Here is a 17,164-nt window from a genome sequence, read left to right as displayed (position 1 = left end):
CGACCTGACCAGGGAGATTCTGACCGGGACGAGGGGGAGACATGACCACACTCCACGACCGGCCGCACACCGCGCTGCTCGTCGTCGACGTGCAGAACGGCGTGGTCGCGGGGACGCACCGGCGTGACGAGGTCGTCGGCACCGTGGGCGCACTGGTGCGGCGGGCCCGACACGAGGGGGTGCCGGTCGTCTGGGTGCAGCACTGCGACGCCGACCTCGTCCGGGGCAGCGACGACTGGCGGATCGTCCGCGAGCTGGCCCCCGGCGAGGCCGAGCCGCTGGTCGAGAAGCACTACGGCGACTCCTTCGAGGACACTGCGCTGGAGTCGGTGCTGGCCGGGCTGGGTGTCGGGCGACTCGTGGTGGCCGGTGCGCAGACCGACGCGTGTGTCCGGTCGACGCTGCACGGCGCGTTCGTCCGAGGCTACGACACCGTGCTGGTCGGCGACGCCCACACCACGCAGGACCGGACGGCGTGGGGTGCTCCACCGCCCGAGCAGGTCGTCGCGCACACCAACCTCTACTGGGCCCGCCAGACGGCGCCGGGACGCACTGCCGGCACGGTCGAGGCGGAGGACGTCGACTTCGCCGTCCCGGCCTGACCTCCGCCGCCCCGCCCGGGGCGGTCACCGCAGTGGGTCGTGGCCCCAGTTCATCAGCGACCAGCGCCACCTGGTGTCCCGGATGTCACCGGCGGGCCGCTGCGCCAGGTGCCGGTGCACGTACCCGATCACCGTGCGCATGTGCTGGTAGTCGGCAGCCGACAGTTCGGCCCGCTTGCGGCGGAGCAGGTCGACGATCCGCCGCCCGGACGAGTGGCCGACCGACTCGCCGCCGCCGGCACGTCCACCCTTGTGCCAGCCGACGTGCTTGGACTCAGCCGTCTGCAACCAGGAGGACAGCTCGCCGGGCCGCATGTTCACCGCCTCGGTGAACTCGCGGTAGGTCTGCTGCGGATCGTCGGCCCGGCTCATCGCGCACCGCCCCCCGCCGGTGGGCGGCGTCGGGTGCCGTCATGGCGGATGCGGAACCTCTGCTCGGCCATGTCCGCCGCGTACCCGGGGGCGGTCCACCGAAACGACCGGTGCGGACCCGGTGCTACGTGACACCTCGGTGATCGGCAGGTGGCCGGTGGCGCCGCTCAGCCCGGCCCCGACGGCCCGGGTGACGAGGAGTCGGTCGGGAGCGGGGCGGGCAGCCGCCGCCGGTCAGCTGCCGGTCGGCTTCTCGGTGACGAAGATGGCGGTGCCGGGGAAGAGCCGTCCGCGCAGCGGGCTCCACTGCCCCCAGGTCTCCCGGTGTCCGGCCGGCCATTCGGGCTCCACCAGGTCCAGCAGGCGGAAGCCGGCGTCGACCAGTTCGCGGATCCGGTCACCGAGGGTCCGGTGCTGCTCGACGTAGCTGGCCACCCCCCGCTCGTCCTGCTCCACGTAGGGCGAGCGGTCGAAGTACGAGTGCACGGCGGTCAGGCCACCCTCCCCGGGGTCGTCCAGGAAGACCCAGCGCATCGGGTGGGTCACCGAGAAGACCCAGCGCCCCCCGGGGCGTAGCACCCGGTGCACCTCGGCCATCAGGGCGGCGGAGTCGTCGACGAACGGGATCGCGCCGAAGGCCGTACAGGCGATGTCGAAGGACGCCTCGGCGAACGGCAGGGCCAGGGCGTCGGCCTGCACCAGCGGGACGCGTACCCCGGTGGTGCCGGCGGCGCGGGCGGCGTGCCGCAGCATTCCGGCGGAGAGGTCGAAGGCCACCGGCTCCGCTCCCTGGGTGGCCAGCCAGCGGGCGCAGGACGCCGCGCCGCAGCCGACCTCCAGCACCCGCCGCCCGGCGACCTCGCCGAGCAGCCGCGCGTCGGACTCGCGCAGCCCCTCCGGGCACCAGCGGAAGTCGACCTCGCCCAGGAACGCGCCGTGCTCGGCCTGGTAGTCGTCGGCGTCGGCGTCCCACCAGCCCCGGTTGGCCCATCGTGCCTCGGTGGCGCCCACCCGGCGTCGCAGCACCCGCTCGTCGTCGTCCACCAGCTCGTCGTCGCTCACCAGCTCACGCTAGGCCCTGCGGTGGTCTCGCCCGCCGGACCCCGCCGCGCGCGGCGTGCCGGACCGCCGTACGCTGTCGGTCCCGTGGGGTGGATGTGACGGATGAGACACCGGAGGCGCTTTTTCCCCGAAATCTCCGCTTTCGCAGCTGGCGGGTTCGCGAGGACCCGGGAGGCCTTGCACGCTGTGGTAATGCAGCGGGTAGGCTAGACGATGCGCTCGTGGATCGTGTACCTCGGCAGGGAGCAGGTGCGCGGTCGTCGGAGCACCAATGGTCTTCTCTTGACGATCGTTCGGTGTGCCCGGTGGCGGATCCGCTGGCGCGAACGGGTCACTGCGACACCACGCCTGCTGTGACAACCCATCCGACCGGAGCAACCGCCCACATGACGAGCAGCATCGAGGCCCCCTCGAGCGCCACCCGGGTCACCCACGACGATCTCGGTTCCGAGGAGGCTTTCCTCGCCGCGATCGACGAGACCATCAAGTACTTCAATGACGGCGACATTGTCGAAGGCACCGTCGTCAAGGTCGATCGGGACGAGGTCCTGCTCGACATCGGCTACAAGACCGAGGGTGTCATCCCCTCGCGGGAGTTGTCGATCAAGCACGACGTGGACCCCGCCGAGGTCGTCTCGGTCGGTGACCACATTGAGGCCCTGGTCCTCCAGAAGGAGGACAAGGAGGGGCGTCTGATCCTCTCGAAGAAGCGGGCGCAGTACGAGCGGGCCTGGGGCACGATCGAAAAGATCAAGGACGAGGACGGCGTCGTCCGCGGTTCGGTCATCGAGGTGGTCAAGGGTGGCCTCATCCTCGACATCGGGCTGCGCGGCTTCCTGCCCGCCTCCCTGGTCGAGATGCGGCGGGTGCGTGACCTGCAGCCGTACGTGGGCCGCGAGCTCGAAGCCAAGATCATCGAGCTGGACAAGAACCGCAACAACGTGGTCCTGTCCCGCCGGGCCTGGCTGGAGCAGACGCAGTCCGAGGTGCGCACCGAGTTCCTCAACAAGCTCCAGAAGGGGCAGGTCCGCAAGGGCGTCGTCTCGTCGATCGTCAACTTCGGTGCGTTCGTCGACCTGGGCGGCGTGGACGGCCTGGTGCACGTCTCCGAGCTCTCCTGGAAGCACATCGACCACCCGTCCGAGGTCGTCGAGGTGGGCCAGGAGGTCGAGGTCGAGGTCCTGGACGTCGACCTGGACCGCGAGCGGGTCTCGCTGTCGCTGAAGGCGACCCAGGAGGACCCGTGGCGGCAGTTCGCCCGCACCCACGCGATCCAGCAGATCGTGCCGGGTAAGGTCACCAAGCTGGTCCCGTTCGGCGCCTTCGTCCGGGTGGACGACGGCATCGAGGGCCTGGTCCACATCTCCGAGCTGGCCGAGCGCCACGTGGAGATCCCGGAGCAGGTCGTGCAGGTCGGCTCCGAGGTCATGGTCAAGGTCATCGACATCGACCTGGAGCGCCGCCGGATCTCGCTGTCGCTCAAGCAGGCCAACGAGGGCTTCGTCGAGGGCGAGGAGCACTTCGACCCGACCCTCTACGGCATGGCCGCGACGTACGACACCGAGGGCAACTACATCTACCCGGACGGCTTCGACCCGGAGACGGGCGAGTGGCTCGAGGGGTACGACAAGCAGCGCGAGACCTGGGAGAACCAGTACGCCGAGGCGCGTCAGCGCTGGGAGGCCCACACCAAGCAGGTGCAGACCTCCCGGGCCGCCGACGCCGAGGCCGCTGCCAACCCGGCTCCGCCCGTGGCCGCCGGTGGTGGCACCACCACCTCGACCAGCTCGTCGACCCCGACCCGGCAGGCCGAGGAGCCGGCGGGCACCCTGGCCACCGACGAGGCGCTCGCCGCGCTGCGGGAGAAGCTCGCCGGCGGCAAGTGACCCAGGAGGCTGCCACCGGGTACCACGTCTGACGTCGTACCCGGGCCCGGGTAGCCGCTGACCAGAAGAGCCCCGCCTCCGGTCCACGTTCAGTGGACCGGAGGCGGGGCTCTGTGGCGTCGGCGTCGGATACGGCTACCCCGCTGACACCACGTGGCGCTCCGGCGCGAGGCGGCCCGTCGGCGGCGGTCAGGTGCCGCCGGTGCCCAGGGCGGGGTCCCCGGTGCGGTGCGCCGGCAACACGGGCCTGGTGGCGTGGTGCCGGGTGGGGAGGTGGGGGCGGGGGTGGTGTGGTGGGGCAGAGGCCGATCCGGTTGACTGGGTCGGTGCTGAGGGTGGGGTTGACCGGTGGTATCGGGTCCGGCAAGAGCGCGGTGGCGACCCGACTGGCCGAGCGGGGCGCGATCATCGTCGACTCCGACCGGATCGCCCGGGAGGTGGTCGCGCCGGGCAGTGCGGGGCTGGCCGAGATCGTGGCCGCCTTCTCCGACCGGGTGCTGACCGCCGATGGCGCACTGGACCGGGCGGCGTTGGGTGCGTCGGTCTTCGCCGACGAGGCTGCCCGCCGTCGGCTGGAGGAGATCACCCATCCCCGGGTACGGGCCCGGTCCGCCGAGCTGTCCGCTGCGGCCCCCGCCGACGCGGTGGTGGTCAACGACGTGCCGCTGCTGGTGGAGGTGGGACTGGCACCGTCGTACCACCTGGTGGTGGTGGTGCAGACGGCCGTGGCCATCCGGTTGGCGCGGCTGGCGCGGGACCGGGGGATGACCCGGGCGGAGGCCGAGCGGCGGATCGCCGCCCAGGCCGACGACGCCCGCCGCCGGGCGGCGGCCGACGTGGTCCTCGACAACGACGGCGGTCTCGACGAGCTGCACGCCGCCGTGGACGCGCTCTGGCGGGACCGCCTGCTGCCCTACGAGCGCAACGTGCGGGAACACCGGGCGGTCCGGGAGGGGTGGGCGGTGCTGACCGGGCCCGACCCGACCTGGCCGCAGCAGTACGCCCGGCTCGCCGCCCGGATCCGGCACGCGCTCGCCCCGGCCGATCTGCGGATCGACCATGTCGGCTCGACCGCTGTGCCGGGGCTGGCCGGCCGGGACGTCATCGACGTGCAGGTGACCGTTCCGTCGCTGGCCGAGGCGGACGGTGTGGTGGCGCGGCGACTCGCCGACGCCGGATTTCCCAGGGTGCCCGACGTCCGGTGGGACCACCCCCGATCGGCAGCCGGCGACGGCGGGGCGGGCCGGGATGAGCGGCTGCACGGCGGCGCCGACCCGGGGCGGCCGGTACGGGTGCACCTGCGGGTGGCCGGATCCCCCGGCTGGCGACACGCCCTGCTGACGCGGGACCACCTGCGTGCCGATCCCGGTCAACGGGCGGCCCACCTGCTGGTGGAGCGGGAGCTGGCGGCGGCACCGCCCGATGCGGGGTCCACCACCACGGGCGACCCGTGGTCCGCGGAGGAGTACCTGCGGGCGGAGGCGTGGGCGACCCGGACCGGCTGGCGTCCCTGACCGCAGCCCCCCGGCCCGGTGCGGACGGCACCGGGAATCGTGCCGTCCGCCGGATCGCGCACTCGGCAGCGTCGTGCCCGTCTGCCGGGTCAGGGCGTCGGCCGAATCGTGCCGCCGGCAGCGTCGTGGCGTCCGCCGGGTCGTGACGCCGACGTTGCCGTGCGGTGGGGCGCGACGAGTCCCGCCGGCAGCGGCCCGGGGCTCAGGTCCAGCTGCGCCCACAGACCCCCGGTGGTGCGTAGCTCCAGCCGATGCGGGAACCCGCTGCGGTCCAGCCAGTAGCGCAGTCGCCGGCCCTGCTGGCGTACCTCGAACACGTCCACCGGCCGGTTGGCCCGCCGGTCGCCCCGGATCCGGACGGCCGTGTCGACGCCCGGCGGGCGTCCGTCGGCCTGTAGCGCCGCGTCGACCAGCACGTCCAGTTCGTCGGCCGGCCGACCGTCGAGCCGCCAACCGGTCCCGGCCGGCGGCGGCAACGGCGGACCGGGGGCGGCGGTGTCCGGTCCGACCGGTACGTCCGCCCGGGCGAAGCCGGTCCGGTCCCGCCGCCGCAGCGTCCGACGGCCGAGGGTGTCCAGCTCGGCGACGGACAGGTAGGAGACATCGGCGGACCAGCTCAACCAGCCGCTGCCGCGCAGGTTGGCGGCGGTGCCGAGGGGGGCCGTCACGGTGACGGCGGCCCCGCTGCCGGCGCGTAGCCGGGTGGCCAGGCGGCCCAGCCGGGCGGCCTCCTCGTCGGTGAGGGCCCGGGGCAGTCCTGGCCGGCCACCGAGCGCGTCGACCGGCCACGGCGTCGGCCGGTCGACGCGGTCCAGCTCGACGGTGACCGGGGTCCCGTCGTCGAGCCGGCCCGCCCAGCGACGCAGCCGGGCGTCCCGGTCCACCCACCAGCGGGGGTCGGTGTCCCTGGCCTCCGGTCGACCGGTCGGCCCGGCGGCGGGCCGACCGCGGGGCCCGACCGGCCGCAGCGCCGCCTGGAGGACGTCCACCGGGTCGCCGCCGACAGTGTCCCGGCCGAGCCACCGTCCGCCGGTGCGTAGTGGTTCGGCCGGCTCGACCCGGTCGGCGGCCAGCGCGAACAGGACGGCGAGCGCGCCGTCCAGGCGTCGCCCGGTGGGTCGGTCGCGCAGCCGCCAACGGTCGACGGGAGGCACCAGCGGTGGCCGGGCCGGGGTCACGATCGCCGTGGGGTCGCGACGGTGCACCACCACCGGGCCGGCGGCCTGCACCAGCCCCCGGTCCTGGCCGGCACCCGGACCGCCGACGGCGAGGTAGGCCAGGGGACGCGACCAGTCGACCCAGCCGACCAGGTCGGTACGGCCGGCTGCGGTGCCGACGGCCACCCGTACCCCGGCCCGGACGTCCCGGTAGGCGCTGACCCGGGCGGCTGCCAGCCGCTCGACCTCGTCGCCGGTCAGTGCGCGGGCCGGCGTGGCCGGTGCAGGCGACCAGCTGAGCAGGCCGGCCACCAGGGCGGCGGCGGAGGTGGCCGCGACCGCGCCCAGGACGAGCAGGGTGGCGCGTCGCCGCCCCGGCGTGCGGTCCTCGGGGCCGGGCGGGGCGGTCGTGCCGAGGGTGACCGGTCGGTCGGCGGTTCGGTGTCGCCGGCCGGCACGTCGTCGTCCCGGGCCGGTGCCGGGCGGGTGTCGTGGCCGGTCGGGCGAGGTCTCCACGTGGGGTTGAACGGGCCGGCCGGGGGCGGGGTGACGCCGCCGGGACGGGTGGGGTGGGCGGGCGGTGGCCGGCCGGACGGGCAGGGGCGCTCGCGGCGGCCGGTCTGCGCCAGGGGCGCGACCACGCGGGGTGCGCACGCCGGTGATGTCCGGGTGCTGCGACCCCAGGTGCCGGGCGGTGGGAGCCTGTCGAGGCCCGGCCACTGCCGCGGTCGGCCGCCGCGAGCGGCCTACGGTGTCCAGGCTAGCCCTCTGAGATGTGGGCCACAATGGCAATATCGAAGGTGGTCGACTGCTGACGATGGTCGCGGCACAGTGTCGGACCCGCGGCGTACCGTTGATGTCATGGCGCTCGACATTCCCCGGCTCGACGGTCGCTTCCAGGTCGTCAGTGACTTCCAGCCGGCCGGCGACCAGCCGGCCGCCATCGATGATCTTGAGCGTCGGGTCCGACGTGGCGACCGCAACACCGTGCTGCTCGGCGCCACCGGCACCGGCAAGAGCGCCACCACCGCCTGGCTGGTCGAGCGACTGCAACGGCCGACCCTGGTGCTCGCCCCCAACAAGACGCTCTGCGCCCAGCTGGCCAAGGAGTTCAGCGAGCTGCTCCCGCACAACTCGGTGGAGTATTTCGTCTCCTACTACGACTACTACCAGCCCGAGGCGTACATCCCGCAGACCGACACCTACATCGAGAAGGACTCCTCGATCAACGAGGAGGTCGAGCGGCTGCGACACAAGGCGACCATGTCGCTGCTCACCCGGCGCGACACGATCGTGGTGGCGACCGTCTCGGCCATCTACGGCCTGGGCACCCCCGAGGAATACCTCGACCGGGCCGTCCGGATCGCCGTCGGGCAGGAGCTGGACCGCGACCAGCTGCTACGCCGGCTGGTCGACATCCAGTACACCCGCAACGACATGGCCTTCCAACGCGGCACCTTCCGGGTCCGGGGCGACACCCTGGAGATCATCCCGGCGTACGAGGAGCTGGCGGTCCGCATCGAGCTGTTCGGTGACGAGGTGGAGAAGCTCTACTACCTCAACCCGCTCACCGGTGACGTGGTCAAGGAGGTCGACCACCTGTTGATCTTCCCGGCCACCCACTACGCGGCCGGTCCGGAGCGGATGGAACGGGCCACCCGCGACATCGAGGCCGAGCTGGGGGAGCGGCTGGCCGAGCTGGAACGGCAGGGCAAGCTGTTGGAGGCGCAGCGGCTGCGGATGCGCACCACCTACGACCTGGAGATGATGCGGCAGGTCGGGTTCTGCTCCGGCATCGAGAACTACTCCATGCACATCGACGGCCGACTGCCCGGCAGTCCCCCGCACTGCCTGCTCGACTACTTCCCGGACGACTTCCTCACCGTGGTCGACGAATCCCACGTCACCATCCCGCAGATCGGTGGCATGTTCGAGGGCGACGCCTCCCGCAAGCGGATGCTGATCGACCACGGTTTCCGGCTGCCCAGCGCCGCCGACAACCGTCCGCTGCGTTTCGACGAGTTCCTGGAGCGGGTCGGCCAACTGGTCTACCTCTCGGCCACCCCGGGCACCTGGGAGATGGAACAGGCCCAGGGCGAGTTCGTCGAACAGGTCATCCGCCCCACCGGCCTGATCGACCCGGAGGTCGTGATCAAGCCGACCAAGGGCCAGATCGACGACCTGATGGACGAGATCAAGCTGCGGACCGAGCGCGACGAACGGGTGCTCGTCACCACGCTGACGAAGAAGATGGCCGAGGACCTGTCCGACTACCTCCTGGAGAACGGCATCCGGGTGCGTTACCTGCACTCCGAGGTCGACACCCTGCGCCGGGTGGAGCTGCTGCGCGAGCTGCGCAAGGGCGACTACGACGTGCTGGTCGGCATCAACCTGCTCCGGGAGGGGCTCGACCTGCCCGAGGTCTCCCTGGTGGCGATCCTGGACGCCGACAAGGAGGGCTTCCTGCGCAGTGGCCGGTCGCTGATCCAGACCATCGGCCGGGCCGCCCGTAACGTCTCGGGCCAGGTGCACATGTACGCCGACAAGATCACGCCGTCGATGGCGTCGGCGATCGACGAGACCAACCGCCGCCGGGCCAAGCAGATCGCCCACAACGAGGCGCACGGGATCAGCCCCGAGCCGCTGCGCAAGAAGATCCACGACATCCTCGACGACATCTACCGCGAGGCGGAGGACACCGAGAATTCCCGGATCGGCGGGGCCGCACGTCAGCTGTCCCGGGGCAAGGCGCCGGTCAAGGAGACCCGCAGCCGCAGCCGGGCCACGGCCGGCACCCCCTCCCGCGAGGGGATGGCCCGCGCCGACCTGGCGCAGCTGATCCAGGAACTCAACGACCAGATGCTCGCCGCCGCCCGCGAGTTGCAGTTCGAGTTGGCGGCGCGGATCCGCGACGAGGTCGCCGACCTCAAGAAGGAACTGCGCGGGATGGACGCCGCCGGGGTGAAGTGACGGCCACCCCGGTGCTGGACGAGGTGCGCGTCGGGACACCGGCCGGTGGGCTGCGCCCCCTGGTGGGCAGCTACCTGGGTTACCGGGAGAGCCGGCCGGCGCATCCGGGGGGTGTGCCGGCCGGTGCGGCGTCGCCACTGGTGCGGCACGAGGCGGCCGGGGCCTTCGTGGTCCTCATCCTCGGCTGGGGCGCCCCGCTGGACGTGCTGAACCCGCGCTCGGCGGCGCACAGCGCGTACCAGGTGGACTCGTTCGTGGCCGGGCCGTACGACGGCTACTGCACGACCTCGACGGTCGGGGCCGGTGCCGGGGTGCAGTTGCTGCTCACCCCGCTGGCGGCCCGTCGGATCCTCGGGGTGCCGCTGGGGGAGTTGGCCAACCGGGCGGTGGCGGTCGACGGGCTGCCCGATCCGTGGCTCGACCGGTTACGGGTCCGGCTGGCCGAGATGTCGGACTGGCCCCGCCGCTTCGCTCTGCTCGACGCGGCGCTCGGGGCCCGGCTGGCGGCCACCGATCCGGTCGAGGAGCACCTGGGCCGGGCCTGGGGCCGACTCGCCGGGTCGGCCGGCCGGATCGGCATCGGCGAGCTGGCCGACGAACTGGGCTGGAGTCGCCGGCACCTGACCGCGCGGTTCCGCCGGGAGCTGGGGCTGGGCCCGAAGACGACCGCCCGGCTGCTGCGCTTCCAACGGGCCTACGCGGCCCTGGGGCGGACGCACGCCGTGCCCGCGTCGCCCGTCGGGTCGGATCGTCCCGACCCGACGGACGGCTGGGCCGAGTTGGCGGTGCGCTGGGGCTACTACGACCAGTCGCACCTGATCCGGGAGTTCCGGGAGTTCACCGGGGCGACCCCGACGGCGGTGGGCCGGCCGGGTTCCCATTCGTCCAATCCGGGCTGATCCCCGGACGGCACACTCGACGCATGACCAACATCTACCCGACCTTCCGGTATCCCGACGCCCGGGCGGCGATCGACTGGCTCTGCGCGGCGTTCGGGTTCCGGGTCCACGCGGTGCACGACGGCCCGGACGGGACGGTGGCGCACGCCGAGCTGGCCCTCGGTGACGGCATCGTCATGCTCGGCACGGGCCGGGGGCGACCGGATCGGCCGGCCGACGACGACTACGCCGTCTACGTGGCGGTCGACGACCTGGACGCCCACCACGACCGGGCGCGGGCGGCCGGGGCGGAGATCGTCCGGGAACCGTTCGACACCGGCTACGGTTCCCGTGACTACGCGGCCCGGGACCTCGCCGGTCACGTCTGGTCGTTCGGCACCTACCGGCCCTGACCGGACGGCCCCGAACGGCAGCCGTAGCGAACGGGGGGCTGCCGTTCGGGGCCGACTCCGACAGCGGCGTCATCCGAATCGGGCTCAGATTATTGTTGCGGTGAGCAAGCAAAGTGTTGCCCTGGGTGATGATCCTGCGTACCCTCCCTCGTGGGGAGGCCGGGATGCCATTGTCATCGAGTCCTGTCATTCGACGCGCGAGGCTCGGCGCCGAGCTGCGCCAGTTGCGCAGACGGGAGGCGCTGACGCTGGAACAGGTCTGTGCCCGGTTGGGCTGGGCCTCCACCTCCAAGTTGTCCCGCATCGAGCTGGGGCAGAGCCGGCCCGACCTGGCCGACGTACTCGATCTGCTGGACGTCTACGAGGTGCCGTCGCCGCAGCGCGAGGCGCTGATCGTCATCGCCCGTGACGCGGCGACCGGGCGCGGCTGGTGGAAGGCGCTCGGCGAGATGAGCGAGCGGCAGCGCACCTACGCCGAGCTGGAGGCGGGGGCGGCGTCCATCGTGGAATACCAGCCGACGGTGCTGCCGGGCCTGCTCCAGGCGCCCGGCTACGCCCGGCTGCGGATCACCGCCGGTCGACTGCTGCACCCGGACGTCGACGTCGAGGCCGACCTGCGGGCCCGGCTCACCCGGCAGGGGGTGTTGCGCCGCCCCGATCCGCCGCAGTACACCGCGTTGCTCGACGAGCGGGCCTGCGATCCGGCGGGTCTGCCCGCCGACGTGTGGCGTGAGCAGTTGGACCAGCTGCTGGCGTTGGCCGAGTTGCCGCACGTGACCATCCGGGTGGTGCTGAGGACGGCGGTCCCGCGTGGTGGCGCGTACCCGTTGACCGCCTTCTCGTGTTACTCGTTCCCCGACCCGGCCGACCCGCGCACGGTGATGCTGGAGGCGCTGACGACCGACGTGCGGCTGGCCTCCGACGCCGACGTCGGTCGCTACGACCGGATGACCGGCTGGCTCTCCGCCGCCGCGCTCAGCGCGGCGGAGACGGTGGAACTACTCGGTCGCAGGGCCGCCGGTCTCGCCGTCGGCCCACCCGCGGTCGCCGTCGGTGCGTCCGGCGGCGGGGGTACCGCCCACCGTGCGGGAGAGGCGGGCGAAGCGGCCGACGGCCCCGGTACGCGGCCGGCCGGTCCGGGCTCACCCGTAGCGGTTGAAGCCACCCTCGGAGTCGATGACCTGGCCGGTGATCCAGTCCGCCTCCCGTGAGCAGAGGAAGCGCACCAGCCGGGCCGCCTCCTGCGGGGTGCCCCAGCGTCCGCCCGGGAAGCGCGCGGCCACGGCGGCGTGTGCCTCCGGTGCGGCGTAACCGGTGTCGGTCGGCCCGGGGTTGAGGCAGTTGACGGTGATCCCCCGGGCCATCAGCAGCGGCGCGAGCTGCGTGGTGAGGTTTTCCAGGGCGGCCTTGCTGGCCGCGTAGGCCAACTCGTCGGGCATCGGGCCGAGTCGTTGGCCGCTGGAGAAGAACACCAGCCGGCCGCCGGCCCCGGCGGTGAAGGCGGTGGCGAACGCGTCGGCCAGCAGCAGACAGGCCCGGACGTTGACCAGCAGGTGCCGGTCGACCTGGGTGGCGTCCAGCTCCCCCAGTCGGGTGCTGGTGGAGTAGGCGTGCGCGGCCACCACGGCATCGAGCCGGCCGTGCCGGCGTACCGCCTCGGCGACCAGGGCCGCCGGGGTGCCCGGGTCGAGCAGGTCGGCGGTGATGTGTTCGGCGGAACCGGCCAGATCGGCCAGCAACGCCGGCACGCCGTCGGGGTCACCGCCGTAGGGCTGGGCGTCGTCGAAGTCGGGCAGACCGGTGAGGAGCAGCCGGTGTCCGTCGGCGGCGAGGGTGCGGGCGACCGCCGCGCCGATGCCGACCCGTCGGCTCACCCCGGTCACCAGGAACACCCGTGCGGTCATGCGGGCCAGTCAACCGGAGCCGGCGCACCGGACGCCACGGATTAACACCACTGCGCCGTAACGGCCGCAACGGTCCACGGGCATGGTGGGGCACCGGCACTGTGGGGCACCGGCACGGTGGGTCGGCGCGCGACCACCGGGCCCGGCACCCCCGAACGTGTCGGGGCCGGTGGGCCGCGCGTGCGCCGCACGATAACCCGGGGGTACGACAGATCCGGCTCGGATCTGATCGACCGAGGTAAATTTCTTTACCCGTCGGGCCGCCCGAGCCGGGACCGCTCGACCGGCCACCCCGAACCGGCCACCCCGAACCGGTCGGCCCGAAGCGGCCACCCCGAAGTAGCCGCCCCGAACCGGTCGGCCCGCCGCCGGGTCGACCGCGAAACGACCTGCGGCCCGCGGGTCGGATGGTGGGACCCGCCGGGCCGACCCGGAACGGCCGGCTCGGCTCAGGCCGGGACGTCGACGAAGTGCTCGACCCGGGGCGGTCCGGCGAAGTGTGGGCCGATCAGCGCCCGCCACCTGTCGAACGCCTCGGTGCCCCGGAAGTTCTCCTCGTGGGCCTGCACCGAGTCCCACTCGACCAGCAGCACGAAGCGGGAGGGGGACTCGATGCCCCGGGTCATCCGGACCGAGCGGCACCCTTCGGTGGCGATGATGATGGCGTGCGCCTCCGCGTAGGCGGCGGCGAAATCGTCCTCGTGTCCGGGCAGTACGTCGATGAGCGCGACCTCAAGCACCATGCTGACAGCCTGCCACGCCCTGCCGAGCCCTCATGGCGGTGGGGCCGAACCCGGCGCGGAGCGGGCGGACCGACTCCGCACCAGCCACACCTAGCCTCCTAGGAAGCCCTGCGGGGTGTGGCGTGGCACCAGCCGACCCGATCGGCCCCCACCTGCGGCATCACCCCTCGACGGGCACTGCGGGCGGTCCGCCGCAGCGGAGCGACCGGCGCGGCGACCGGGTTCGGAACGTGATGCTGCCGGCAATGCATGCCGCAGGAGATGCGCCCGTGGCCCTCGATGGTGAACAATGGCGGCCGAGGAGGGGAGTATTCCCTCGCGACGGAGTCGTCAGCACGGTCGAGCGTCACCCCGACAATCGACCCGGCTCCGCCGGTCGGCGGCCCGTTCGCGGGTCACCGGCGGAAGAGACCTCCGTCAGTCACCAGTGTGTGCGTCGTCGCCCACCCCGCCGTCACGCGGCGTACGGTGTGCCCGACGCCGCGTGTCTGCCGGAGGAATGGATTGAACGTGTCCGGAATGGTGTGGGCGGGAACTCTCGTCGCACTGACGGCTGTGCTCCTCGTCGACCTCTTCATCATCGGTCGCCGGCCGCACGAGCCCAGCGTCCGCGAGTCGAGCCTCTGGGTCAGCTTCTACGTCGGCCTGGCGCTGCTCTTCGGGGCCGGGCTGTGGGTCACCGCGGGCGGCAACGTGGCCGGCCAGTTCTACACCGGTTGGTTGACCGAGTACAGCCTCTCGGTGGACAACCTCTTCGTCTTCGTGATCATCATGGCCCGCTTCGGGGTACCCCGGAAATACCAGCAGAAGGTGCTGCTCGTCGGCATCGTGCTGGCCCTGGTCATGCGGGGCGGCTTCATCGCCGCCGGAGCGGCGCTGCTCGCCCAGTTCTCCTGGGTGTTCTACATCTTCGGCGCGTTCCTGATCTACACGGCGGTCAACCTGGCCCGCCAGGGTGAGCCGGAGGAGGACGAGTTCAAGGAGAACGTGCTGATCCGGTGGAGCCGCAAGGCGCTGCCGATCTCACGGGACTACGACGGGGCGAAGCTCACCACCCACCAGGCCGGCCGGCGGTTGTTCACCCCGATGCTGGTGGTGATGATCGCGATCGGCACCACCGACCTGATCTTCGCGCTGGACTCGATCCCGGCGATCTTCGGGATCACCCAGGAGCCCTACCTGGTCTTCACCGCGAACGTCTTCGCGCTGATGGGTCTGCGACAGCTCTACTTCCTGGTCGGTGGGCTGCTCGACCGGCTGATCTACCTGAGCTACGGCCTGGCGGTGGTGCTCGGCTTCATCGGCGTCAAACTGGTGCTCGAGGCGCTGGCCGACAACAACCTGCCGTTCCTCAACGGTGGTGAGCCGATCGGCTGGGCCCCGCACATCCCGATCTGGTTGTCGTTGACCGTCATCCTCGGCTGCCTCGCCGTGGCGACGGTGGCGAGCCTGGTCAAGTCGTCCCGGGACCGTCGCCGCGAGCTGGTCGAGGCCCGCCGCTGACCGTCGTGACCACGATGGGCGTCACCGCACGTCGGTGACGCCCATCGCCGGTTCGAACCCCGGGTCAGACCCGGTGCGCGCCGACCAGGGTGGCGACCCGGTCGGGCGGCAGCGGCTCCGCCAGCACCCGCCGCTGCCGGTAGCAGGCGTGCAGCATCCGTGGTCCGCTGCCGTCGGTCACCAGGCCGACGTGGTGGACCCGGCGTCCGGGGCGGGCGAAGAAGTAGAGGTCGCCCGGGAGTTCCTCGCCGGCCGGCACCGGGGTGGTGGCCGCCGCCTGGTCGTCGGCATCGCGGGGCAGCGTCACGCCGAACCGCCGCCAGACCAGGTGGACCAGGCCGGAACAGTCGATCCCGTGCCCGGAGAGCCCACCCCAGACGTACGCGACGTCGCGCAGCCGGGCGGCGACGGTGAGCACCTCGTCGGCCGTCGGCGCGACGGTGGGCAGGTCGGTGACGTCCACCTCGGGCACCCACAGGGGATCGGGTCGACCGGGTGCCCGGACCGGTCGCCACCCGTCCACGGCGGGGCCCACGGGCAGGAGCCGGGTGCCGAGGACGACCCCGGGCAGGGTCACCGGGCCGTCCGGGGTGGCGCGCAGGCCGGTGCTGACGGCGTCGACGACCAACGGACCGGGCGGGTCCGCGTCGGGGGTGGCGGGGGTGAGTTGCGCGGTGGGCAGCCAGCCGGGATAGCCGCGCGGGTCACGTCGGGGGGCGGCCTGTTGCACCGCGACCACCTCGGCCCAGCCGCCGGGGCGCAGCGCGGTCACCAGGACCCGTTCGCCGAGCAGCAGTTGGCTGAGCACGCAGTCGCCGACCCGTTGGGTGGCGTCCATCCCGGTGATCCAGCCGTCGGTGTCGGACGGCACCGACAGGGCCGGCCGGTCGACCGGGCGGGTCGCGCCGGGGTCGGTCCAGAGGGTGGCGACGGCCACCTGTACGAGGGCCTCGCAGCCCGGCTCCAACTCCACGTCGACCTCCGGCTCACGTGTCGGTGCCTCACCGGACGATAGGTAAGAAAAATGCGGTCATCAACTCTGGTGGTGAACTTTTCTTTCGGTCACCGAGGTGATGCCGAGCCCCGGGGCGTCCGGCAGCACCACCGTGGCGCCCTCGTACCGCAGCCCCCCGCGCACCGGTGACCGGGCCAGCCACCAGGCGGCGTCCAGGTCGGACACGGCACTGGTCGTGTACGCGGCGGCCAGGCTGGCCGCCGCCCCGACACCGACCTGGCTCTCCATCATGGACCCGACCAGGGTGCCCATACCGTGCGCGCGGGCCAGTTCCAGCAGGGTCCGCGCCGGTCGCAGCCCACCGCACTTGGCGAGCTTGACGTTGACCAGGTCGGCGGCCCGCCGGCGGATCACCTCGACCAGGTCCCGTACCCCGAACACCGCCTCGTCGGCCAGGATCGGCACGCCCACCCGGTCGCCGACCCAGGCCATGCCGTCCAGGTCCCACCGGGCGACCGGCTGCTCGACCAACTCCACGTCGAGCCCGGCGTCCTCGACGCCCCGGATCACCCGGACCGCCTCGCGCGGCGTCCAGCCCTGGTTGGCGTCCAACCGGATCCGCACCCCCGGGCCGACGGCCGCCCGGACCGCGCGGACCCGTGCCAGGTCGCCGGCCGCATCCGTGCCGACCTTCAGCTTGAGCACGTCGAAGCCCTCGCCCTGCCGTTGCCGGGCCGCCCTGGCCAGTTCCGCGCCGTCCCCGGCCGCCAGCGTGACGTCCGTCGGCACCCGCAGCGCCGTGCCGCCGAGCAACCGCACCAGTGGTACGCCGAGCCGCCGTGCCGCCAGGTCGTGCAGGGCCACGTCCAGCGCGCAGCGGGCCGCCTCGTTGCCGGCCACCGTCGCCGCCATCTCGGCGCAGCGAGCCAGCACGTCGTCGGCGTCCCGGCCGACCACCGCCGGGGCGAGCACGTCCCGCACGCACGCCTCCGCGCCGGCCACCGAAGCCCCGGTGACCTGCCACACCTGCGGTGCCTCCCCGTAACCGGACCGACCGTCGTCGTCGGTCACCTCCACCACCAGGGTCTGCACCGTGGTGGTCCGGCGCAGCGCGGTGACGAACGGGGTGTGCAGCGGCGCGGACAGCCGGTGGGTGCGTACCGCGGCGATCGTCATGTGCGGCACCCTATACGCACCATGTCGCC

Annotated in this window: 14 protein-coding genes and 1 pseudogene; 8 read left to right on the top strand and 7 right to left on the bottom strand. The window is 72.9% G+C overall.

Annotated features, from left to right (window positions below; all coding sequences use genetic code 11):
• Positions 1–41: 41 nt before the first annotated feature.
• On the top strand, positions 42–602 hold the full coding sequence (locus AB0B63_RS02255; RefSeq protein WP_208569233.1) for an isochorismatase family protein: 561 nt from the start codon (positions 42–44) through the stop codon (positions 600–602).
• A gap of 24 nt (positions 603–626) precedes the next feature.
• On the opposite strand, the gene AB0B63_RS02250 is transcribed toward AB0B63_RS02255, so the two are convergent.
• Together AB0B63_RS02250 and AB0B63_RS02245 are read right to left on the bottom strand one after the other, a co-directional pair.
• Complete coding sequence (locus AB0B63_RS02250; RefSeq protein WP_208569232.1) at positions 627–974, bottom strand: DUF3140 domain-containing protein; 348 nt, start codon at positions 972–974, stop codon at positions 627–629.
• Positions 975–1,208: 234 nt separating this feature from the next.
• The gene (locus AB0B63_RS02245; RefSeq protein ID WP_357014386.1) at positions 1,209–2,018 is read right to left on the bottom strand and encodes a methyltransferase domain-containing protein; all 810 of its coding nucleotides are present in this window, start codon (positions 2,016–2,018) and stop codon (positions 1,209–1,211) included.
• A gap of 404 nt (positions 2,019–2,422) precedes the next feature.
• On the opposite strand from AB0B63_RS02245, the gene rpsA reads away from it, so the two are divergent.
• Together rpsA and coaE are read left to right on the top strand one after the other, a co-directional pair.
• Positions 2,423–3,922, top strand: a complete 1,500-nt coding sequence (gene rpsA / locus AB0B63_RS02240; protein ID WP_357013890.1) for a 30S ribosomal protein S1 — start codon at positions 2,423–2,425, stop codon at positions 3,920–3,922.
• A 326-nt stretch (positions 3,923–4,248) separates the two neighbouring features.
• Positions 4,249–5,436 carry a dephospho-CoA kinase gene (gene coaE / locus AB0B63_RS02235; protein ID WP_357013887.1) on the top strand — a complete coding sequence of 396 codons (1,188 nt, stop codon included), beginning with the start codon at positions 4,249–4,251 and terminating at the stop codon, positions 5,434–5,436.
• An 89-nt stretch (positions 5,437–5,525) separates the two neighbouring features.
• Here the strand turns inward: coaE and AB0B63_RS02230 are convergent, their stop codons facing one another.
• Positions 5,526–7,109: a hypothetical protein gene (locus tag AB0B63_RS02230; protein WP_357013884.1), complete on the bottom strand. Its 1,584-nt coding sequence runs from the start codon at positions 7,107–7,109 to the stop codon at positions 5,526–5,528.
• Positions 7,110–7,454: 345 nt separating this feature from the next.
• On the opposite strand from AB0B63_RS02230, the gene uvrB reads away from it, so the two are divergent.
• From uvrB to AB0B63_RS02210, 4 genes and pseudogenes are all read left to right on the top strand, one after another.
• On the top strand, positions 7,455–9,563 hold the full coding sequence (gene uvrB, locus AB0B63_RS02225; protein WP_208569228.1) for an excinuclease ABC subunit UvrB: 2,109 nt from the start codon (positions 7,455–7,457) through the stop codon (positions 9,561–9,563).
• Positions 9,560–10,462 (top strand): helix-turn-helix domain-containing protein, encoded by a 903-nt coding sequence (locus tag AB0B63_RS02220; RefSeq protein ID WP_357013881.1) that lies wholly within the window; start codon positions 9,560–9,562, stop codon positions 10,460–10,462. Before uvrB ends, AB0B63_RS02220 begins: the two co-directional genes overlap by 4 nt.
• 23 nt (positions 10,463–10,485) lie before the next feature.
• Entirely contained in the window at positions 10,486–10,854 is a 369-nt protein-coding gene (locus tag AB0B63_RS02215; protein WP_208569227.1) for a VOC family protein, read from the top strand.
• Positions 10,855–11,018: 164 nt separating this feature from the next.
• Positions 11,019–11,864, top strand: a pseudogene (locus AB0B63_RS02210) (helix-turn-helix transcriptional regulator); the annotation flags it as partial.
• A 132-nt stretch (positions 11,865–11,996) separates the two neighbouring features.
• Here the strand turns inward: AB0B63_RS02210 and AB0B63_RS02205 are convergent.
• Both AB0B63_RS02205 and AB0B63_RS02200 read right to left on the bottom strand, forming a co-directional pair.
• On the bottom strand, positions 11,997–12,758 hold the full coding sequence (locus AB0B63_RS02205) for an SDR family oxidoreductase (RefSeq protein WP_244253011.1): 762 nt from the start codon (positions 12,756–12,758) through the stop codon (positions 11,997–11,999).
• A gap of 449 nt (positions 12,759–13,207) precedes the next feature.
• Positions 13,208–13,501 (bottom strand): antibiotic biosynthesis monooxygenase, encoded by a 294-nt coding sequence (locus tag AB0B63_RS02200; protein WP_208569225.1) that lies wholly within the window; start codon positions 13,499–13,501, stop codon positions 13,208–13,210.
• Between the two features lie 504 nt (positions 13,502–14,005).
• On the opposite strand from AB0B63_RS02200, the gene AB0B63_RS02195 reads away from it, so the two are divergent.
• Complete coding sequence (locus tag AB0B63_RS02195; RefSeq protein WP_208569224.1) at positions 14,006–15,004, top strand: TerC family protein; 999 nt, start codon at positions 14,006–14,008, stop codon at positions 15,002–15,004.
• A 64-nt stretch (positions 15,005–15,068) separates the two neighbouring features.
• Here AB0B63_RS02195 and AB0B63_RS02190 read toward each other — a convergent pair whose 3' ends face one another.
• Positions 15,069–15,977 (bottom strand): C40 family peptidase, encoded by a 909-nt coding sequence (locus AB0B63_RS02190; RefSeq protein WP_219463775.1) that lies wholly within the window; start codon positions 15,975–15,977, stop codon positions 15,069–15,071.
• 60 nt (positions 15,978–16,037) lie between these two features.
• The gene (locus tag AB0B63_RS02185; RefSeq protein WP_357013874.1) at positions 16,038–17,135 is read right to left on the bottom strand and encodes a dipeptide epimerase; all 1,098 of its coding nucleotides are present in this window, start codon (positions 17,133–17,135) and stop codon (positions 16,038–16,040) included.
• Between the last annotated feature and the right edge of the window lie 29 nt (positions 17,136–17,164).

This window comes from Micromonospora sp. NPDC049081, from assembly GCF_040648835.1.
Classification (GTDB): Bacteria; Actinomycetota; Actinomycetes; order Mycobacteriales; family Micromonosporaceae; genus Micromonospora; species Micromonospora antibiotica.
The sequence above is the reverse complement of the archived record's forward strand: the minus strand, read 5'-3'. Positions and strand labels throughout refer to the sequence as shown.

Bases quoted from the DNA above. Each gene is read 5' to 3' on its own strand.
- AB0B63_RS02255 (WP_208569233.1), top strand. From the start codon at position 42: ATGACCACACTCCACGACCGGCCGCACACCGCGCTGCTCGTCGTCGAC.
- AB0B63_RS02250 (WP_208569232.1), bottom strand. From the start codon at position 974: ATGAGCCGGGCCGACGATCCGCAGCAGACCTACCGCGAGTTCACCGAG.
- rpsA (WP_357013890.1), top strand. From the start codon at position 2,423: ATGACGAGCAGCATCGAGGCCCCCTCGAGCGCCACCCGGGTCACCCAC.
- uvrB (WP_208569228.1), top strand. From the start codon at position 7,455: ATGGCGCTCGACATTCCCCGGCTCGACGGTCGCTTCCAGGTCGTCAGT.
- AB0B63_RS02215 (WP_208569227.1), top strand. From the start codon at position 10,486: ATGACCAACATCTACCCGACCTTCCGGTATCCCGACGCCCGGGCGGCG.
- AB0B63_RS02205 (WP_244253011.1), bottom strand. From the start codon at position 12,758: ATGACCGCACGGGTGTTCCTGGTGACCGGGGTGAGCCGACGGGTCGGC.
- AB0B63_RS02200 (WP_208569225.1), bottom strand. From the start codon at position 13,501: ATGGTGCTTGAGGTCGCGCTCATCGACGTACTGCCCGGACACGAGGAC.
- AB0B63_RS02185 (WP_357013874.1), bottom strand. From the start codon at position 17,135: ATGACGATCGCCGCGGTACGCACCCACCGGCTGTCCGCGCCGCTGCAC.